The following is an 18,765-nucleotide window of genomic DNA, read 5'->3' as shown; positions in this document are numbered from 1 at the left end:
TCCCTGCACTGTGCTCTCACCCTGAGAGCCCGAACACGGGAGACCTGCCATGCCGCATCTCGGATCCATGCCCGAGCCAAAGGAGAAACCGCGAACCTTGCTGACAGGCTGGATCAGCAGGGTCGAACTCGCCCTCGAGCTCGAGCTTTCGATCGACACCCTGCGCCGCTGGGAGGCCCAGCGCCGGGGCCCGCCCTGCGTTCGCGCTGGACGGAAGGTCTATTACCGCCGCGCCGCAATCGAGGATTGGCTTGCCGAGCAGGAAGCCGACGCCCCCGCCGTCGCCGCGCGGGAGGTCGTCGATGAACCGCGCACCATTCCGACCCGCACCGCCGCAACAAGCCTCGGTCGATCCGTCCTGGCGTGCCGCACGGCTGGCAGAGGCCCGCAGCGTCATCGCCGCGGCCGCGCATCACAGCGACCATCTCGTGCGGATCGCCTGCGAGGTCGTCATTCGTCATGGGGCCAGCGCAACTGAGCGCAAGGACGCCCGGGCCCTGTGCCTCGTCGTCGATGCGCGCCGGCCCTTGCGCCACGCCCAGCTAGACGCCCAGCGCCGTGACCTTTGCCCCGTCGATGGCAAAGGAGATCGCGCATGACGCGCCGCGGCACCCCGAGGCCGATCTGCAGCGTTCTGTCGTGCAGGCCTTGCGCGTGGCCCTGCCCCGCTCGGCGATCATCCATCACTGCGCCAATGAAGTCACCGAAGCCGGCCCTCGCGGCGCCAGGCGCCAGGCGATCCTGGTCGGCATGGGTGTCCATGCGGGCTTTGCCGATCTGATGGTTCTTTGTGAGGGGCGCGTTCTGTTCCTCGAGCTGAAGGCACCCCAGGGCCGTCTTCGCCCCAATCAGCAGGCGTTTCGCGATGCCGTGCTGTCGCAGGGCTTTGGCTGGGCCTTGGTTCGTTCTCTCGACGATGCGCTGGGCGCGCTGGCCAATCACGGGTTCACCACGCGCATTGCGCCGCCAGCTCGGAGGCCCGCGCCATGAGCCATGAAGCCACCAACTGGGCGATCAAGCAGCGCGGTTTGAAGCCCACCACCAAGATCGTGCTTTGGCACCTCTGCGACCGCTTCAACCCCGACTACGGCTGCTTCCCTTCCCAAGGTCGCCTGGCGCATGACTGCGAGATCAGCCGCTCGACGCTGAACGCACATCTCGGGCAGTTGGAGGCCGTGGGTCTCCTGCGCCGCGTTCCGCGGATCGATCCGGCGACGAAACGCCAGCTGCCGACCCGATACATCCTGGGGTTCGAGCCGGGCTTCAAACCCGTGACGGCTGTTCCATGTCCGGAAATCGGACACGGAGATGCTGCCCCTTCGGAGATCGCCCCTGACGCTGGCATTTGCGGCGCGGTTGATGCGTCCGGTGATGAGCCGTGTCCGGATTTCGGACATGGGATCGACGCGAAAGCCGTGTCCGATTTTGAGCCCGAGCCGTGTCCGGATTTTGCCCAAGGCCGTGTCCGGAATCCGGACACTAACCTTGTAAGGGAACCTTTAAGTAAACCAGTAAAGGAGGAGGAGGACGCGCAAGCGCGCGAGGAGGTCTCTGATCAGTTTTTTGGGGGAGTGCTCGACGCGCTCGGCCTCGACCTTGCCGCCCTGCCCGGCTGGTGGCAAGGCTGGCCTGCCCGGCTGCACATTCAGCGCTGGCGTGACGAGCTGGGGCTGAGCGAGGCTGAGATCGTCGCGGCGGCCGAGGCCTCCCGCCAGGAGCATCCCGAGCCACCCGATGGGCCGAAGGCACTGGACCGCGCCATGCAGGGTGCAGCAGGGCGCAAGGTCGCTGATGCAGGGCGGAAGCGGCGCAAGGCGAAAGGCAACCCCGCGACGACGGCAACGACGGCAACGACGACGCACAACGATCTGCCAGCCTTCTACGCAGACGTCGTGAATTCCGAGCGCTACCTGCCGGCGAACGCGATTTCCAACGCCCTGCGGGATGCGATGCTGGCTCGCGGGTTGGTCACGGCCGAGCGCCTCCGGATGCGGGGTGTGCGATGACCGTGCAACGTCGGATAGGCGGGCCCGGCAGCACCCGGGTCAAACGCGCGCTGGGCGTGCAGGCGGCCCTGGAATGGGCATTCCGGGTGGAGAAGGCGCAGCTGGAGCTGCCGCCGCCGCAAAATGTAACTGAGGAGGGCTATGGCTACGGCCTCGAATACGTCCTGCTGCAGCGCGCGGCGCTGGGCTGCAAGATCGACGGCGGGCAGCACAAGATCGGGGGTTACACCCACGAGGATGCCGAAGTGATCGCTGCCACGGTCGCCGGGATGCCGGACAGTCTCGGCGGCAAGCGTATGGCGATCCGGGTGGCCGAACTGGCGCGGGCCGGGCTAACGCCGGACTGGATGCCAGGCGCCGTGCCGCGCTGCGTGCCGGTGGAGCTTAAGCGCAACCAGCATGGCGAGCGGGCGACGACCATCATCGTCGGCACCGAGCGGGTGCTGACCCGTGGGAAGTGGCGGACGGTTGAGTTGCTGGCCTGCCCGGTTACCTGGCGGCCGCATCCGGAGCAGATCGCATCCGCGCGGCGCAGCTATGACGATTGGTCGCAGGCGCTGAGCTGGGTGCGGGAGGGGCTGAACGAGGGTGGGATGCTCAGGGAGGTGGAGGTGACGGTGGTGATGCCGAAGGTACGGCCTTGGGTTTGACCCAATGCGATGAGCACCGATTTGATCGACCTGCGCAGCTATCTGGACGCCGAGCGCGGTGCATGGTGACAGCGCCCGTGCATCGGGTGCCCGCCTAGGGTCAGGACCCATTGATCTGCTTGAGGCTGCCGTCGCTGCGTGATTCAAGGCCCTGAGCTGACGGGGGTGATGATGAGAAATTTATTTTGGCTGACGGACGAGCAGATGGAGCGGCTGAAACCGTTCTTTCCGAAGAGCCATGGCAAACCGCGCGTCGATGATCGGCGGGTTTTGAGCGGCATAATCTTCATCAATCGCAATGGCTTGAGGTGGTGCGATGCGCCTCGGGAGTATGGCCCCCCGAAGACGCTCTATAACCGATGGAAGCGGTGGGGTGACATGGGGGTCTTCGCCAGGATGATGGAGGGGCTGGCCTCGAAAGGCACCGAGCAGAAGACCATCATGATTGATGCGACCTACCTGAAGGCGCATCGCACGGCTTCGAGCCTGCGGGCGAAAAAGGGGGGCCTGACGACCAGCGCGGGCGCTTGATCGGGCGGACCAAGGGTGGGTTGAACACCAAGCTGCACGCTGTCACGGACGCCAAGGGTCGTCCGCTGAAATTCTTCATGACCGCAGGCCAAGTCAGCGACTACACCGGCGCAGCAGCTCTGCTGGGCAGTCTGCCCGCGGCCGAATGGATGCTCGCCGACCGGGGCTATGACGCCGACTGGTTCCGGGATGCGTTGAAAGACAAGGGGATACGCCCCTGCATCCCCGGTCGGAAGTCGCGCGGCAAGACAGTCCGCTACGACAAACGACGTTACCGGCGCCGCAACCGGATCGAGATCATGTTCGGCCGATTGAAAGACTGGCGCCGCATCGCAACCCGTTACGACCGATGCGCAAAGACCTTCCTCTCCGCCGTCGCCCTCGCCGCAACTGTCATCTTCTGGCTTTGACGATCAATGAGTCTGGACCCTAGTGGCAGGGCTGGCCAGCACGGACCAATGTGCGCCGCTGGATCGATGATCTCGAGTTGTCGCAAACGCGGATCATCGAAGTCGCCCTTGAGACTCGGGCCGATCATCCCAATCCGCCAGACGGGCCCAAAAGCACTCGACCGCTTCATGGAAAGCGCCGTCCAGCGCGATGCGCAGACGGCCATCGCAACCGCCAAGAGCAAGCAGACAAAACGGCGGCGCAAGCGTGAAGACCCTCCCCGGCTCAGCGACGACGAGAAGGCATGCTATCCTAGATCGGCGGCAATTGGCAGTAGGCCAAGTTTCCAAAGTCGAGAACCGTAGAAGTCGTTCGTAACTTGTGCGGCTCAAGCCCGCCGATCAGTCTACCGGCCGATGTTCACCAAAGCGGCCATTCAGATTCGGAGCAGCGTTATGCCGGAGTCAACTTCATTGGGCGTTAAAACTAAGTTCATCGTACGTTCCAATGCGTGCAGGGCAACGCAGGAGGAAAAAATCAAGTGAATATGGATGTGCAGGCAAGAACCTTCACGGGTCAAAACGGGATATCTCATTCGAAGATGACGTCGACGCGACGATTGTGGGCCATGCCCGGCGCGGTCGTATTCGATCGCTCAGGACGATCCTCGCCGAACCCCTCCACCACCATCCGGTTGCGCGCAATTCCTAGGCTGACTAATGCATCGGCCACGCTGCTCGCCCGGCCCTCGGACAGGGCCTGGTTCATCGCGCGATCACCACGGTCATCGGTATGCCCCTGGATCTGGATAGTCCGGTTCGGTGTCAGTGCGAGTGCAACTGCAATGGTGCGTAGGCCGGCCCACGCGGTTGCATTGAGGTCGTGTCGTCCCGTCGCGAAGTGCGTTTCGCCGATATGGAACACCGTCCCTGGCTCGATTGCATTTGCCGGGGGCAGCGGGACGGGTGGCGGTGGCGGTGGAAGTAGCGCACTAACTGTGCGCCTTAAGCGCTCGCCCTCGACTTGATTGGTAACAGGCGTAGTAGCCTCGACCTGACGTTGACTTGGAACGGGGACCTCGATCTCGCGCATACCGCGGACGTCATCGGGCGCTTCTAAACTACGACTGGGACGGGTCGGAGCTACGATCTCCAGCCCGTTCTCCTGAAGAGCATCCGTGCGCCCGAATGCTCCATTCCCATCCAATACGAAAACGGGTTGTGCCAAAGCGGATGTACAAGCGCCAGCGAGCGCGGCGACCAAAATTGCGACGCGCATCATTACCGTCCTCCCCGCACACCAATACGGCGTATCGCTCCGATCCGAGAAAGCCATGCCCATGAGATCAAAATCGCAGCGACGTACCCTACAACCATAAGACCAGTCAGGACATCGCCAACCTCGTCCACGGTGACGATGTCGAGGGCGTTGGCGACGATGCGTGCATCGGCGGGGTGGCTTGGATCGCTGTCGATGTAGTCCACATAGGCGTATGCGCGTCCCTCGTACACGGCCAGGCTTAAGGCGCCAGCGATCGCGAGGCAAAGCCCAGAGCGCAACGCACCACCCATTGGCAAACCGCCAGCGAGCAGCATCCCACCCGCGAGGACGGAGATTGCAACGAAACTGTCCGGCGAGATGTCGGCGTGCAGAAGTGCCACTACCAAAATGATTACACCGCTGACCAAGAGGCCGAATTCGATTCCCACACGCGTCAGCCCCAACGCGAGGATCGCCGCAGCCATCCACGCTGGCAATAGAATACCGGCCGCTGCCGCGATGGCGAGCCAGACGTCGCCGGACGACGACACAAATGCAACGCCACCATGCTCGTGCAGGTCGATCTGACCAAACTCGCGTGTATCAAGCCATGATATGCTTGCATGGCCGATTTCATGAACCAAGGTCACGGTGGCCGTCCGCGCCTCGTAGAAGGCGTTCGGAACTGTCACCACCAAGAGACTGACAGCCACAACGCCGACCGCTATTGCAGCCGCCACCTGGACCCAAATCGGGATGTAGGGCGACCAATGGGTGGCGGGGGGAAGCTGCCGGCGGCGAAATTCAGCGAAGGAAGCGAGCGGCGTCATATCCAGCCTCCATCATGATCGAGCGGACCAAACCTTCCGCGCGGGGCAGAAGACCTTCTACGGGCGCGTCATCGTGAATGCCGAAGCCGATGAAGACGATTTCACCACACCCGGGGGTCGACATCTCCGGGAAGCGAAATGCGCGCCCGTCCCGTTCGCCAATCTCGTAGCCGTTGGACATCACAATCGTCGTCACCGTGTGCGAGGTGCAGCTTGGTGGGTACATGGTGATCCGCGCGTCGAGGTCCGAAGTCCGATGCATTGGCAAGCCCGGCATCTCCGCGATGAGTTGGCCCACAAATGCAGGGAGGGTGGCGGCATGTGGGCCCGAATAGGTCAGCGTCGTGCGGCGATTGTGACTGACCATGTCAAGATGGTCGGAGGCATTCGGGTCACCGAAGGTGGCGATGACAACGTCGTCACCAAAGGCGAGATCGAGCCTCGCGATTTCCTGTCCGGCCAGTCGGGCCGCTTCGCGGCCGTAGGCTCCCCTCAGGGTCGCCCCCCGACGCCAACATCGATCAGAATCCTCAGTTCCTGTTGGGCTGCGGCCGCGGACGTGCAAAGGGAAAGGGCCAGCGGGATGACAAGTGCCTTTACGATGTTCATGGTGCGCTTCCTTCAGGCGGTGACGAGTTTACGGTAAATCGCGTCGCGGTCGGCGACAGTGCGAAGCCAAGCCGCGTGGGCAGACAAGCCAGCACGGTCCACGGGATCAAGATCGTTCGGGTCGGGAGGCAGCAGCGCAAGGGGGACGCTGTGCTGTGCCACCCTGCTGCGGACAAGTTCCGCAAGGGCGGGATCTGCGGGCATGAACGGCGGATTTGACTGGTCGGCATAGCGTTCTTCCAGCTGCTCACGGCTCGGGTAAGCGGGGCGCCCACCCATCAAGTATGCATCCTTCCTTCGTGCCGCGTCATGAAGGCCTTCGCTGATGCCGCGGGCGACGTCTTGCGCATCTTGCTGTTTTGCCTCCTCGTCCATTTCGCGCTGCAACTGGATCGAATAATGCAGTTCGTCGAAGGCGAGGACCTCGCCGTGAAGTGCTGTGCCGTCATTCCGAGCTTGAATTGCCTCGGCGATTGCGTCCTTTGTTTCGACCAACCCGTGCAACCCGTTGGACGCGACACAGGCCCCCATGACGATCACCATCGCGCGGGTCATTAAGGCCTTGTCACGCAACATTGCTTGGGTGGTGGCGGCGGTGCTGTCATCCCAAGACCCGGCCGTCGCCTGATTAAGATATGGTATGAGGGCGTTAATGAAAGTCACGCCAGCAGCAAGAGCAAAGAGCCCAAGCAGGAAAGAACCTCCTCGCCAGTTCCGCACAGCGCCGATCGGCTTATGGAAGAAGGCCAACGTCACAACGCAGAAGAAGGCCGAACCTAGAAAGATTATAGGCCCTGAGCCTGGTGGCAACTCTCCGGAAACCGGATCCCGCAGGAACCAGACGACCGTGGAATGGACGGCCATGAACTCAAGGCCGATTGCAGCGAACTGTGCCGCGTTCCACGCGGCGCGAAGATAGTAGAGCGACAGCGGGCGGCTCTTGCGGATGCGATCTGCCGCTTCCATTTGCATGTAGGGGATCATGGATCAGTCCTTCTTGTTCGCGAGGCTGAGAGGTGACGGCCCGGCGCCTAGGATTGGCGCTGTGCGGTGGTGGATCTCAATCAACGCTTGGCCCGTAGAGGCCCGTGCTACGCTTTCTCTCCGGGTCTGGCGGTTGCGCAGCGCGTCGCACTCGCGTGCAAAATCAGGTGTCGCACCTGCGCGTTCGATCTCGGATCGGATCATCGCGCTGCGCACTGCGAGCGGAGTGGTTGGCTCGGCGGGATCCGAGTTGGTAGTGCCGATAGACCTTATTGTCGGCGGCGTGGTGGGATACTTTTCAGTCATCGAGGCCTCCTCGGCTGGGGGGGTGGTTCTACCCCTCAAGGATGGCCAGTTTTGCGCCCAGATTTCCCAACAATCAGCTCATCTGCCCGTGTTTGTTCACGTATCGGGAACCTTGCAGCGCAGTGCGAACAAGGTTTTGCATTGCGAATTCGCGTCGCGCATTGCGAAGATGGCTTCGCAAACCAGGGGCCTTGCCGTTAAACACTGAGAGGAGCTGATTCGGCGCCCGCAATAGACACTGGAGAGGCGCCGTGGCCAGGAGCACGAACGAAGATCTCTACTTTAACGCGCCTCGCGTTAACGAAGCCTTTCGGCGTATGCCGAATTATGAGATCCGAACGGGCAATACTCACGCCCGCCCGTCGAAATTCTTGACAGGCGCCCATTATCTTGGACGACCCGGGAGTGCAAAGATCAAGGAACTTCTCGCGCGCATTCGCGACGAAGTCTACCAGCGTGGCGAACCAGCCGAAAGTGTAAACCAACGCGTTGGCATCTGGGGCCAGGTCTGGGCGATTGGGGTTCTGTGGTCGCTGGTCGCGCGCGAGGGCGGGCGGGACGCATACGGCCGTGTCCAATTGACGCGATCCGTCATTGGGTTCGGTCAAAGTTATAACTTGCTGCCGGCACCGCCGCCGCAGCATGAGCTCCTCGAGCTTGGTGCCACCGAATGTGACGCTGCTCGCATAGACAAAAATGATCTCCCAACTACGGTTGGATCCACTCTATATGGTTTGTTGATGATCGGTGATGTTAGCGAGGCGGTTCGCAAGGATTTCGCATGCGGTGGCGGTGGACCTAAGATCAACTCGCTGACCCCTGGCATCAAACTGTCTATTTCTGCCCGGAGGGTCTTTGCAGAGTTTGTTTACCACCACCTCAAGCAATCGAAGGAGTTCACCCCCTGGGAAAGTCGCAATGCCAAAACGCTTTGTGATTTCTTAGATAATTCCTGCTTCGCCTCTCCAAAGCTGTGCTTTGAGGGGATAGCAGAACACCTCGGGCTTACGGAAAAGGTAGCACTGCGCGAGGTCGCTGAAGAAACAGTTCCGGAGCAGACCGGTCCGTCTTGGATAGAGCCGTCCATCTGGAAGTACGTCAAGAACAGTGCACAAGGCTCTTTTGTTCGTTCTGTTGACGCGTTCGACGCGATCATCGACAGTACAATCGATACGCTCGACTACCATGGCCAGCCTATTGGTAGTCGCCGACCCGCCGTTGTGTTGAAGGGACCGGCACACTCCGGGAAGAAGGCTATCGTCGGCGACATGCTGCGCAGGTTCGACGCCCTTGGCGAGATAACCTTCACCTGCCGCGGCCGCAAAGGCGTCGAGAAAGTGCTTCCGATTCTCTGTGTGCAGACCACGTCGCGCGACTACGTTTCACTCTGTGTCGAGACGCTTACATTCCTCGAGCGCATTAACGAGAGATTTAAGTCCAGCGAGGGCTTGGACGTTCGCATTCGTAAACGTCTGGCCGAAATGTCGCGGGTTGGGACAGAACCTAACCTTGGCGTGATACTTGATCGAATACGAGAGCTGCACCGCGAAAACCCAGCGCTCTTCGTGTTCCTTGACGTTGGCCGCTCGCCAGGCGACATAAATAAGCTGTTTCGTCGAACTGGCTACGAAAGGCTGCTGACGACCCTGCTGGAAAGCAATGAACACAGCCGTTTCGTCCTTACAACGAGCGGCGGCCTATCCCTGGCCAACAAAAACGCTCGAAAGATAAATGTACCACGGCCGACGGGACGCCGGTTGAAATGGTATCTTGATCTGGCGGCGCAGGATCGATTTGTCGCGGCGTGCGATAGATACGGAGCGGAAGACGTCCTCGAGTTAGAACTCGACGGCGACGTACTCACGGCACTCGCCGTTGTGCTGGCGGAGACGCCTGACCCCGAGTTGGAGGGCTTCCTGAAGCTGATGGGCGAATGCTCGCGCGCCCAGGGCGCTGGCGCCGGTCTGCGATTGGCCTGCGAACAACTCGTAGCCCAATGGGGCGCGGGGGCCATGCTGCCACTGGTCGCCCTATTGGTCACGTCTGCCGACGGGATGATGCTGCCAACCGTAGCGACGTGCCTAGAGCAGTGGCGCCATAGCAGACGCGAAGAGGACGCTCCGAAGATACCTTCAAGCGCGGACGCAATTTCTCTGCTCCAAAGCATGGTTACAGCCGCGAGCGGTCAGTTTCTTCGAAAGCGTCCAATGGCCCCGCATTTCGCTGAGGAAGCGCGTTTCGACGAACTGCGCCGGATAGAAGCAGGCGACACCGAAGCCTTTTCTACCTACATCCTGCTTCACGACGTGGCCGTTGTCCTACGGACACTGCTCTTAGAGAACGCCGAGGGCCGTATCTTACTCCGTGAAGCATATCGTCTAGTCGCTCGACAGGCCCATCTTCGCGCGCGGCACATGCAAATGAAGGGCTCGGAAGCGTCCCGCAGTCCCATGGAACGCCCGCCTGAACGAGCCATTCAAGCATTCACGGCCCTTCTCCTCAGCATTGACTGCATCTCGGACGCTGCCTTGAATGCCGTGTCTGAACCTGGGCAACGCTTGAAGACCGAGTGGCCATCGCTGTCGCACCAGGGCGACATTGTATTCTCGCTTGATCGGCCCGTCTTCGATCCCGTTTTGGCGATCCGTTTCGCCTTTGCTGTCTTGCTCCAATCCGAGGCGGACCGGGATCATCGCCTCAGCATGTCTATAGACGCGGACATACATCGCCTCGCGCTGTATGCGCGTCTATGCGTTGAGCCCGGTCTGCGAGAAGGGTGGTATCTTGGCCGGGACGACCTCGTTCCATCCGAGGGCGGCAAACGCGACCTAGGTGCGCTCCCTGGCGGGTTCGGCCCAGCCCCACCCCGTCATTTCGCCCTTTTCAATAGAATTGAGCGTGCAACCATACTAGAATCACTTGGAATGTCGGCTTTCTTCGTTGGCCACCGCCCACTACTCGTATGGGCCGAAAATCAGCTTTGGCACGAATGGCAGCGGCCTAGTGATGCAATCGCACCTGACAGCACAGACGGCGATGCTGCCCTTGCGGCAGCCCTCAAGCGCATCGTTTGCGCACGCGTCGATCTAGAGGTGCAGATCGGTCATCCTCTGCGTGGCGGGTCAATTAAATCAATGGCTCAAAATGGGGAGATTAGAGATCAAGAAGTACTGACGTTTGGCCTAATAGACCGAAAACGCAGCCTAAAATATGCGCTAAAGCGTCTAGATCGCGACATCGCGGCGATCCAAGCTGGTCCGACCGGAGGGCAAACAGGATCTCGCAGTTCATTGGTTGTCCCGCTTGAACTCGAGCTGCGTCGGCTGCGCCTTCGCTGGCTTCTGGAAGGGCCTGCCAGTTTAGGTAACGGTCTTGCGTCCTTGGATGAAGCCGACCGCGAGATTTGGAGTGGGCATTCGCCGATACGGCACGGACGCAGCGGGCGGATCCTAATGACACTGCTGTTGGACGGCTATCCGATATTGAGGCCAGCCGCCAACGATCCGGACGATCTGTGGATGACGCACCGCAATCGATATCTCGCGTTCGTTCAAGCAAACACGGCCAGGCTATACCGCTTCTCCGGTGCGGAACGGTTGCTAACAGTCACAGACCATGCGCTGGCCTTAGCAATGGATCGCGAGTTCGAAAACGCGCTCAGAGCCATAACCGAGGCGAGGCGCATGTGCCAGAACGGGAATGCGACTGGTAGAACGAGGCTCGGCGTGTTGCAGGCTGAGATAGCAATCGTATTGGCCGCATTCGAGGACGTCGCCGTCCACGGAGGCCCTATACCGGCTTATCTCGAAGCGAAGGAAGAGCCTATCAACCGAAGTTTGGAGGAAGGGGAGCTCATCTGCAACCGTTACGATTTGCGTATCGAGGGAATCCGCATGGCGCTGCTCCGCCTGCGCGCAGTTGAGGCGTTTGGCGCCGTTGGCGCGAGGACAAATGCGGTCTCTAAGCCATTGCTGCATCAGAAAATAGGCGAAGCATGTAAGGAAACCGCTGTTACAGGTCTGCTTCGGTTCGTCTAGGTTTAGCGGGCTCTAGTGTGTTGATTTGCACTCAGAACTGAGCCGGTTTTTTCACCGAGAATTGAGCCACCTCTGATTATGGTTTTTGGTTCATGCTGGGGTCAAGATCTGTGTTGTCTCCTTCTTTCTCTTTGCTGCGGATGCCGCAGCTGAACTTGCCTTGAATCGGAAGCTGTCGTTTCCGGTCTCCAGGATGTGACAGCGGTGGGTAAGACGGTCGAGCAAAGCCGTGGTCATCTTGGCATCACCAAAGACCGTAGCCCATTCGCTGAAGCTGAGGTTGGTGGTGATCACCACGCTGGTGCGTTCGTAAAGCTTGCTAAGCAGATGGAACAGCAAGGCCCCACCAGACGCGCTGAACGGGAGGTAGCCCAATTCGTCAAGGATCACGAGATCGAGCTTAGTCAAGGCTTCCGCGATCTGGCCTGCTTTGCCTTTGGCCTTTTCCTGTTCGAAGGCGTTGACCAGTTCTATCGTGGAGAAGAAGCGGACCTTGCGGCGGTGGTGTTCGATCGCCTGTATGCCGAGGGCGGTGGCAACATGGGTCTTGCCGGTGCCCGGCCCGCCAATCAGGACGACATTCTGGGCGCCATCCATGAACTCGCAGCGGTGCAGCGTTCTGACGGTCGCCTCGTTGATCTCGCTGGCGGCGAAGTCAAAGCCCGAGAGGTCCTTGTAGGCCGGGGTGAGGAGGATCAGCAAACAGTCCGGGGGACTGTTTGCCCGACGAACGCTGACTTCATGTGATAGGCGATGGTGCGCACCTCGCGCTCGGCCAATTCGGCCTTCAGCAGTTGCGACAGCATCGGGATTGCAGCTTCAAAGGCCGGTGCGCCCTGCTCGATCAGGTCCGTGACGGCTTGGGCCATGCCATACATTTTGAGGCTGCGCAGCATGATGACGATGGCGCCGGCGGCTGGATCATGACGCATGGTGGCCTCCGGCGTTCTGGCTGCGCAGGCCGTCGTAACGTGCGACATTGGCCTTGGGTTCGCGGTGCAGAGCCAGCGCTTGCGGCGTGTCCAGCGGTGGCCCACCGATCACCTTGCCGTCGACCAGCCGGTGCAGCAGGTTCAGGACATGGGTCTTGGTCGGCACGCCCTCGGTCAGTGCCAGCTCCACCGCGGTCAGCACAGCCTGTTCGTCATGCTGCAGAACGAGGGCGAGGATATCGACCATTTCCCGATCGCCACCGGGTTTGCGCAGCATGTGATCCTGCAACTGTCTGAAGGCGTGAGGCAATTCGAGGAACGGCGCACCATTCCGAAGGGCTCCGGGCTTGCGTTGAACGACCGCAAGATAATGCCGCCAGTCATAAATCGTCCGCGGCGGCAGGTGGTGACTGCGCTGGATCACACGGGCATGTTGGCACAAGACATTACCCTCGGCCGCCACCACCAACCGGTCCGGATAGATCCGCAAGCTGACAGGACGGTTCGCAAATGACGCCGGAACGCTATAGCGATTGCGCTCGAAGCTGATCAGGCACGTGGGCGAGACACGCTTGCTCAGCTCAATGAAGCCGTCAAAGGCAACCGGCAGCGGCATCAGCGCGGCCTGCTCTTCAGCCCAGACATCGGCGATCGTGCCAGGCTGTTTGCCATGCGGGGTCTGCTGCCACAGCTCGAGGCAACGCTGTTCCAGCCAGGCATTCAGCGCGGTGAGGTCAGGGAAGTCCGGCATCGCTTGCAGCATCTGATGTCGGGAATCCCGAACGTTCTTCTCGACCTGGCCCTTCTCCCAGCCCGCTGCCGGATTGCAGAACTCCGGCTCATAGACATAGTGGTTCGTCATGGCGAGGAAGCGCATGTTGATCTGCCGCTCCCTGCCGCGACCGACACGATCCACCGCCGTCTTCATGTTATCGTAGATGCCTCGGCCAGGGATGCCCCCAAAAACGCGGAAGCCGTGCCAATGGGCATCGAACAGCATCTCGTGGGTCTGCAACGGATAGGCGCGTAGCAAAAAGGCACGGCTGTGCGACAGCTTGATATGGGCCATCTGCAACTTTGTGCGCTCGCCGCCCAGGACAGCGAAGTCCTCGCTCCAGTCGAACTGGAAGGCATCGCCGGGATCAAAATGCAGCGGCACAAAGGTCCCGCGCCCCGTCGTCTGCTGTTCGCGCTGCCTATCTGCCCGCCACCGTCGCGCAAACGCTGCGACCCGGGCATAAGAGCCGGTGAAGCCAAGCGCCACGAGATCGGCATGCAGTTGCTTCACTGTGCGCCGCTGCTTGCGTGACTTCCCGGCCTCGGTCTTCAGCCAACCCGCCAGCTTCTCGGCGAAGGGGTCAAGCTTACTTTGCCGCTCCGGTGTCGCAAATTTTGGCTCGATGGTGTTCGCCGCCAGATGCTTGGTCACGGTATTCCGCGACACGCCTTTAGCCGCGCGATCTCGCGGATCGACAACTTCTGCCGCAAATGCATCCGTCGGATGATGTTCAATAGTCCCATGTGGATCACTCCGTTGCCCCCGCCGCTCAACGCTTTGGGGAAAGGTTCACATGGCTCAGTTCTCAGTGAAAATTATCCGCCTAACCGGCTCAGTTCTGAGTGCAAATCAACAGATGGACGCTCTGCAGCGCCTGCGCAATCGCCTCGCCAAGCCCCTGATTGTGCTGTCCGCCTATCGCAGCCCCGAGCACAACCGCGCCGTCGGCGGCGCGCCGGCGTCCAGGCACATGCAAGGCACCGCCTTCGACATCGCCATGTCAAACCATGATCCGGTGGCATTCGAGGCCGCAGCCCGCGCGGCGGGGTTCCTCGGCTTTGGGTATTATCCGCGCTCCGGCTTCATGCACATCGATCTGGGCCCAGCGCGGTCCTGGGGTGAGCCGTTTGCGGTCCGCGCGACAGCGTTTGCTACGGAGACCCCGCCCGCGCGTGAGGTGCTGGCCGACAGCCGGACGCTGCGTGGAGGTGGAGCGGCGGGCGCGGCCACCGTCGGTGCCGCCGGGGTCGAGGTCGTGCAGGAGATTCTGGCCGAGGCGCAATCGTCCATCCAACCGCTCGTGCCCACCCTCGACACCCTGCGTTGGGTGTTCATCGCCGTGGCGCTGGGCGGGATCGTCGTCGCGATCCACGCCCGCATCGATGACTGGAAGCGGGGGCGGCGGTGATCGGCTGGGCAACCGCTATCCTCACGAGCGGCCTGGCGCGCAAGGTGCTGGGGTTGCTCCTCGCAGCAGCAATGGTCGCGCTGTTTCTCATCAACCTGCGCCGCACCGGGGAACGTGTCGGGCGCGCCGCTGAACGCCTCAACGCAAGGGAGAGAAACGATGCCATTCACAGACAAATGCTCGATGCCGCCGGTCGCCGTCCAGCTGATCGTGATGCTTTGGTTGGTAGGTTGCGCGACGGCAGGTTCTGAGGTGCAGGTGCCATGCCCGCCAGTGGTGGCGTACAATGAGGTAGAGCAGGAGCGTGCAGCGGGGGAGGTTGAAGGGCTGCCGGAGTGGGCGATAGCTGTTCGGATGCTCAGCGACTATGCTGTGCTGCGGGATCAGGTGAGGGCGTGCAGGTGAAAGTTTCACGATCTCGCGCCACCCCCTGTTCCCGCGCCTCGCGTCTCATTCTGCCTGAGAAAGCTTTCTAAGTTGTTCAATGCATGCCTGCATCTGCAAAGCCAGCATGAGCCCTGCCCGGAAGCACCTCAGCCCTTTTTTTCGATAGAGAACGTTAAGCCCCCGATGATACCCAGTAATTTCGCGACGAACGCGCCTTTGAGAATAACTTAGTGTCAGGGCGAGAGCGGCCTTTCTAACAATTCGGCAGCGACCTGATCGTCAACCGGCACGTCATAGCTGAGCAGCAGATAGCCAAGCACGGAATAGAAACCGACCGTGGCGATCAAGTCGAAAACCGCCTTGCGGCCAAAACGGGCGACCAGTGCCCCCTCCAGCGCGCCGGACAGTTTTCGGTCGTCCAGCAGCGCATCAACTGCCTGCACGATCAGCCCATCATCCCCTTCGGGCCTGCCGCGCGTCGCAGCGATCCGGGCGTCGGAAAAGCCGAGCTCGCGCGCGCGGCTGACATGATGCGCCCATTCGTAGGCCGAGCCAAAGCGATGGCCCGTGCGCAGGATGACCACCTCGCTCAGCTCACGTCCCAACGACGTGTCGAGCACGATGTGCCGGCGGAGCGGTGCCCAGGCCGCCAGCAATGCGGGGTGGTGAGCCATCACCCGGTAGACGTTCAGCTTGCCCGCGAAACCGGCCAGCAGGTCACGCGCATCTTCAGGCCAATCAGTATCGGAGAGCGGTTGGGGACGTCCGTCACGCATCGTGCATTCCTTTGAAGAGATCGGGCAACTTACCGGATCATCGTGTCGGGAAGGAAGGTAGCCAGTTGCGGGAAAGCGATCAGCAACCCGACCAGCACAATCATCGCCACCCAGAACGGCAGCACCCCCGAAAAGATCTGCGCCAGGGACACAGTCGGCGCAATCGAGCGAACGATGAAGACATTGACTCCGATCGGCGGCGAAATCATCGCCATTTCCAGCACGATCACGATGATCACGCCGTACCATATGGGATCGAACCCAAGCCCGATGACGATGGGGTAGAAGATCGGCATGGTCAGCACGATCATCGACAGCCCCTCAAGAAAGCAGCCGAGCACAAGGTAGCACAGCAGGATCAGCGCCAATGTCATCAACGGCCCGCTGGATATCGAGGCCAGATATTCCCCGACCACATGCGGCACGCCCGTGAGCGAGATGAACGGGTTCAGGATATAGGCCGAGATCAGGATCAACATCACGGTCGCTGTGGTGCGCCCGCTGTCAATGATCACGCGACCAAGTGTTCGAAACGAGAGGCGGCGCAGCGCAAAGCCCAGCACAATAGACAGGCCTGCCCCGATGGCCGACGACTCGATGGGCGAGAAAATCCCGGTGTAAATCCCGCCGATCGAGACGACGATGATTGCCACGATCGGCAACGCGCCAAGGGTCGCCTTGCCTTTTGCGACCAGCTCGTGCGCGGGCCGGGCGGACCCCAGGACGGGAACACGGTACAGAGAACCGTTACCGTACCGACAAAAAGCGCGGCCAGCAGGATGCCCGGGATGACGCCGGCCAGAAACAGCCGTCCGATGGATTGCTGGGTCAGGATGGCATAGAGCACAAAGCCGGTTGAGGGCGGGATCAGGATCCCCAGCGTGCCGCCGGCGGCGACAACGCCCGTAGCAAGGCGGGGTGAATAGCCAAAGCGGTTCATCTCGCCGATTGACACCTTGCCCATCGTCAGGGCTGAAGCGATGGAGCTGCCGGACAGCGCCGCAAACCCGGCGCAGCCGACGATGGTGGCCGACGCCAGCCCGCCCCGAAACCGCCCGATCCAGGCATAAGCCCCGTCGTAAAGCGCGCCGCTCATGCCCGCTGCGGTCGCGACGTTGCCCATCAGGATGAACAACGGCACCACGATCAACTCGTATGATGTCGCGACCGTGAAGCTTTCGGTGGCCAGCATACTCATCGCGGGTTGCAGACCGCTCAGGCTGGCGGTTCCGGCCAGACCGACGGCGAGCATGGCGAAGGCAATCGGCACCCGGATCGCCATCAGAAAAAACAGGGCCAGGATGCCGAACAGGCCGATCAGGGCGGGGCTCACGTCAGAGGCTCCTCGGTTTTGCGGTCGGCGTCGGTTTTACCGACGGCGATTTCAAACAGGTGGACCAGCATCGAGCAGACCACGATCGCGCACGCCACGGTAACGCCGATCTGGAACGGCGCCTTAGGAATGCGCCGTACGTTGGTCGCAAGGTTCAGCATTTGAGAAATCTGCGCGGCCTCCCAGCATTTCCAGCCGATCAGCACGAACAGCATCATCCCCAGCGCCGTGGCGATAAAGTCAAAGACTCGGTTCAGAGGGGCGGGAAAAAACGGCTCGAGCAGGTCGAGCCGGACGTTCCCGGCCGTCCGTTCACACAAGGGAACGCAGCCAAAGACGATGACCACATAACACATCTGCACAATGTCAGGAGAACCCGAGAGCGGGTGGCCGAAGGCGCGGCCGATCACATCGACTAGCACCACGGCAAGGCCGGCGGCAAGTCCTGCGCCGCCAATCCATGCCGAAGCTGTCACAAAGACATCGACCACGCGCCGCGCCCAAACGAGCGGGCTGTTGCGCGTCGCCGAAGCTGTCATTGACTGGCGCTCTGCATTGCGGCCAGCGTGGCGCTCGCATCGATACCGCGCCCGTCCATCTCGGCCACTACGTCATCGCGCAGCTGAACGGTAATCGCGTCAAACGCGGCGATTTCCTCTGGCCTCAGGTCGATGACGTTCTCGTTGGGGTCGGCGCGCAGGGCCGCGATGGTCTCGTCGGCATGCGCGTTCCAGCCTGCCTCGCCGCTATTGGCCAGCGCCAGACCGGATGCGTCGTCGATGGCTGCCTGATGCTCGGGCGACAGCGCATCATACGACGCCTGGCTCATGGTCAGGTAGAACCCGACATGGCCCAGATCCGGCCCCAGAATGAAGTAATCCGCGACCTCGCCAAAGCGGAAATCAGCAACCGCGCTGGCCCCGGTCAGGGTGCCGTCGATCAGGCCGTTCTGCAGGGCGTTATAGCCTTCGGCCGCCGGCATCTGCACGGCAGTGCCGCCCAGCGCCTCGACGATCATCGCCGGGAACGCGCCCGCGACGCGGATGCGCAGGCCACGCAGATCTTCGGGGCTGCGGATCTCACGGTTGCGCATGATCAGGATATTGGGCTCAGCCGTCCAGAGGGCCAGCGGATGCGTGCCCGGGAACTCGACCGCCAGATGATCGGCCAGCGCCCCGTGCAGGACTTCGGCACCGTTCTGCCCGTCAAAAACGCCGGGCAGCTCGGCGATCATCGTGCGCTCGAACTGTGTCGAGGTGTAGCCGGTCACGCTCCAGACAATATCGGCAATGCCGTTCAGGGCGCGCACGTATTGCTCGCCCGGGCCGGCACCCAGCTCACCTGACGGGAAGACCTGAATTTGCAGGTCGCCGTTGGTGGCAGCGGAGACCGCGTTGACGAAGGGTTCGACAACGGAAGCGGTCAGGATATGGGTCGTTGGCACAAAATGCGCCAGCTTGAGCGTTTCGGCTCCAGCCGGTACGGCGGCAAAGCCCAGAGCAGTAGCGAGCACAGCAGCGCGCGTGGAAATTCCAGTCAACATGCGAC

The 18,765-nt window shown here is 61.5% G+C and carries 15 protein-coding genes and 4 pseudogenes; 8 read left to right on the top strand and 11 right to left on the bottom strand.

Features of this window, described 5'->3' with window-relative positions; translation table 11 throughout:
- Positions 1 to 49: 49 nt before the first annotated feature.
- The 5 genes and pseudogenes from OKW52_RS23220 (at position 50) to OKW52_RS08560 (ending at position 3,597) form a co-directional block, all read left to right on the top strand.
- Positions 50 to 478 carry a helix-turn-helix transcriptional regulator gene (locus OKW52_RS23220; protein WP_319800462.1) on the top strand — a complete coding sequence of 143 codons (429 nt, stop codon included), beginning with the start codon at positions 50 to 52 and terminating at the stop codon, positions 476 to 478.
- Positions 479 to 595: 117 nt separating this feature from the next.
- A pseudogene (locus OKW52_RS08575) lies at positions 596 to 990 on the top strand (VRR-NUC domain-containing protein).
- Positions 987 to 2,006: a helix-turn-helix domain-containing protein gene (locus OKW52_RS08570; RefSeq protein WP_264505323.1), complete on the top strand. Its 1,020-nt coding sequence runs from the start codon at positions 987 to 989 to the stop codon at positions 2,004 to 2,006. The pseudogene OKW52_RS08575 and the gene OKW52_RS08570 overlap by 4 nt, the downstream one beginning before the upstream one ends.
- A complete protein-coding gene (locus OKW52_RS08565; protein WP_264505322.1) occupies positions 2,003 to 2,656 on the top strand; it encodes a hypothetical protein in 654 nt (217 codons plus the stop codon). Before OKW52_RS08570 ends, OKW52_RS08565 begins: the two co-directional genes overlap by 4 nt.
- Before the next feature lie 171 nt (positions 2,657 to 2,827).
- Positions 2,828 to 3,597 (top strand): IS5 family transposase gene (locus OKW52_RS08560; RefSeq protein ID WP_264507632.1). Its coding sequence is split into 2 segments (ribosomal slippage): positions 2,828 to 3,164 and positions 3,164 to 3,597, totalling 771 coding nucleotides; the frame shifts between segments, so codons are not numbered across the junction.
- Between the two features lie 571 nt (positions 3,598 to 4,168).
- Here OKW52_RS08560 and OKW52_RS08555 read toward each other — a convergent pair.
- The 4 genes from OKW52_RS08555 to OKW52_RS08540 are packed head-to-tail and all read right to left on the bottom strand — an operon-like array spanning position 4,169 to position 7,260.
- Positions 4,169 to 4,858, bottom strand: a complete 690-nt coding sequence (locus tag OKW52_RS08555) for an OmpA family protein (RefSeq protein ID WP_264505321.1) — start codon at positions 4,856 to 4,858, stop codon at positions 4,169 to 4,171.
- Positions 4,858 to 5,667, bottom strand: a complete 810-nt coding sequence (locus tag OKW52_RS08550; protein ID WP_264505320.1) for a M50 family metallopeptidase — start codon at positions 5,665 to 5,667, stop codon at positions 4,858 to 4,860. Before OKW52_RS08550 ends, OKW52_RS08555 begins: the two co-directional genes overlap by 1 nt.
- The gene (locus OKW52_RS08545) at positions 5,642 to 6,232 is read right to left on the bottom strand and encodes a hypothetical protein (RefSeq protein WP_264505319.1); all 591 of its coding nucleotides are present in this window, start codon (positions 6,230 to 6,232) and stop codon (positions 5,642 to 5,644) included. Before OKW52_RS08545 ends, OKW52_RS08550 begins: the two co-directional genes overlap by 26 nt.
- A gap of 56 nt (positions 6,233 to 6,288) precedes the next feature.
- Positions 6,289 to 7,260, bottom strand: a complete 972-nt coding sequence (locus tag OKW52_RS08540; RefSeq protein ID WP_264505318.1) for a hypothetical protein — start codon at positions 7,258 to 7,260, stop codon at positions 6,289 to 6,291.
- 557 nt (positions 7,261 to 7,817) lie between these two features.
- Between OKW52_RS08540 and OKW52_RS08535 the strand changes: the two genes are divergently transcribed.
- The gene (locus tag OKW52_RS08535; RefSeq protein WP_264505317.1) at positions 7,818 to 11,603 is read left to right on the top strand and encodes a hypothetical protein; all 3,786 of its coding nucleotides are present in this window, start codon (positions 7,818 to 7,820) and stop codon (positions 11,601 to 11,603) included.
- Between the two features lie 90 nt (positions 11,604 to 11,693).
- On the opposite strand, the pseudogene istB reads toward OKW52_RS08535, so the two are convergent.
- Positions 11,694 to 12,535: pseudogene (gene istB, locus OKW52_RS08530) on the bottom strand (IS21-like element helper ATPase IstB).
- A pseudogene (gene istA / locus OKW52_RS08525) lies at positions 12,525 to 14,056 on the bottom strand (IS21 family transposase). Before istA ends, istB begins: the two co-directional pseudogenes overlap by 11 nt.
- 113 nt (positions 14,057 to 14,169) lie before the next feature.
- Between istA and OKW52_RS08520 the strand changes: the two are divergent.
- Both OKW52_RS08520 and OKW52_RS08515 read left to right on the top strand, forming a co-directional pair.
- Entirely contained in the window at positions 14,170 to 14,721 is a 552-nt protein-coding gene (locus tag OKW52_RS08520) for a YcbK family protein (protein WP_264505316.1), read from the top strand.
- On the top strand, positions 14,718 to 14,972 hold the full coding sequence (locus OKW52_RS08515) for a hypothetical protein (RefSeq protein WP_319800461.1): 255 nt from the start codon (positions 14,718 to 14,720) through the stop codon (positions 14,970 to 14,972). Before OKW52_RS08520 ends, OKW52_RS08515 begins: the two co-directional genes overlap by 4 nt.
- Positions 14,973 to 15,341: 369 nt before the next feature.
- Here the strand turns inward: OKW52_RS08515 and OKW52_RS08510 are convergent, their stop codons facing one another.
- The 5 genes and pseudogenes from OKW52_RS08510 to OKW52_RS08495 all read right to left on the bottom strand — a co-directional run bounded on the left by OKW52_RS08510 (position 15,342) and on the right by OKW52_RS08495 (position 18,760).
- Entirely contained in the window at positions 15,342 to 15,884 is a 543-nt protein-coding gene (locus OKW52_RS08510; RefSeq protein ID WP_264505315.1) for a carboxymuconolactone decarboxylase family protein, read from the bottom strand.
- 29 nt (positions 15,885 to 15,913) lie between these two features.
- The gene (locus OKW52_RS23215) at positions 15,914 to 16,537 is read right to left on the bottom strand and encodes a TRAP transporter large permease subunit (RefSeq protein WP_319800460.1); all 624 of its coding nucleotides are present in this window, start codon (positions 16,535 to 16,537) and stop codon (positions 15,914 to 15,916) included.
- 152 nt (positions 16,538 to 16,689) lie between these two features.
- Positions 16,690 to 17,136 (bottom strand): annotated as a pseudogene (locus OKW52_RS23210) (TRAP transporter large permease subunit); the annotation flags it as partial.
- Between the two features lie 77 nt (positions 17,137 to 17,213).
- Positions 17,214 to 17,756 (bottom strand): TRAP transporter small permease, encoded by a 543-nt coding sequence (locus tag OKW52_RS08500; RefSeq protein WP_264505314.1) that lies wholly within the window; start codon positions 17,754 to 17,756, stop codon positions 17,214 to 17,216.
- Positions 17,753 to 18,760 (bottom strand): TRAP transporter substrate-binding protein, encoded by a 1,008-nt coding sequence (locus OKW52_RS08495; RefSeq protein WP_264505313.1) that lies wholly within the window; start codon positions 18,758 to 18,760, stop codon positions 17,753 to 17,755. Before OKW52_RS08495 ends, OKW52_RS08500 begins: the two co-directional genes overlap by 4 nt.
- Positions 18,761 to 18,765 lie beyond the last annotated feature (5 nt).

Origin of the sequence: Pararhodobacter zhoushanensis (assembly GCF_025949695.1) — a bacterium.
In the GTDB taxonomy this organism is placed as follows: Bacteria; Pseudomonadota; Alphaproteobacteria; order Rhodobacterales; family Rhodobacteraceae; genus Pararhodobacter; species Pararhodobacter zhoushanensis_A.
The sequence above is the reverse complement of the archived record's forward strand: the minus strand, read 5'-3'. Positions and strand labels throughout refer to the sequence as shown.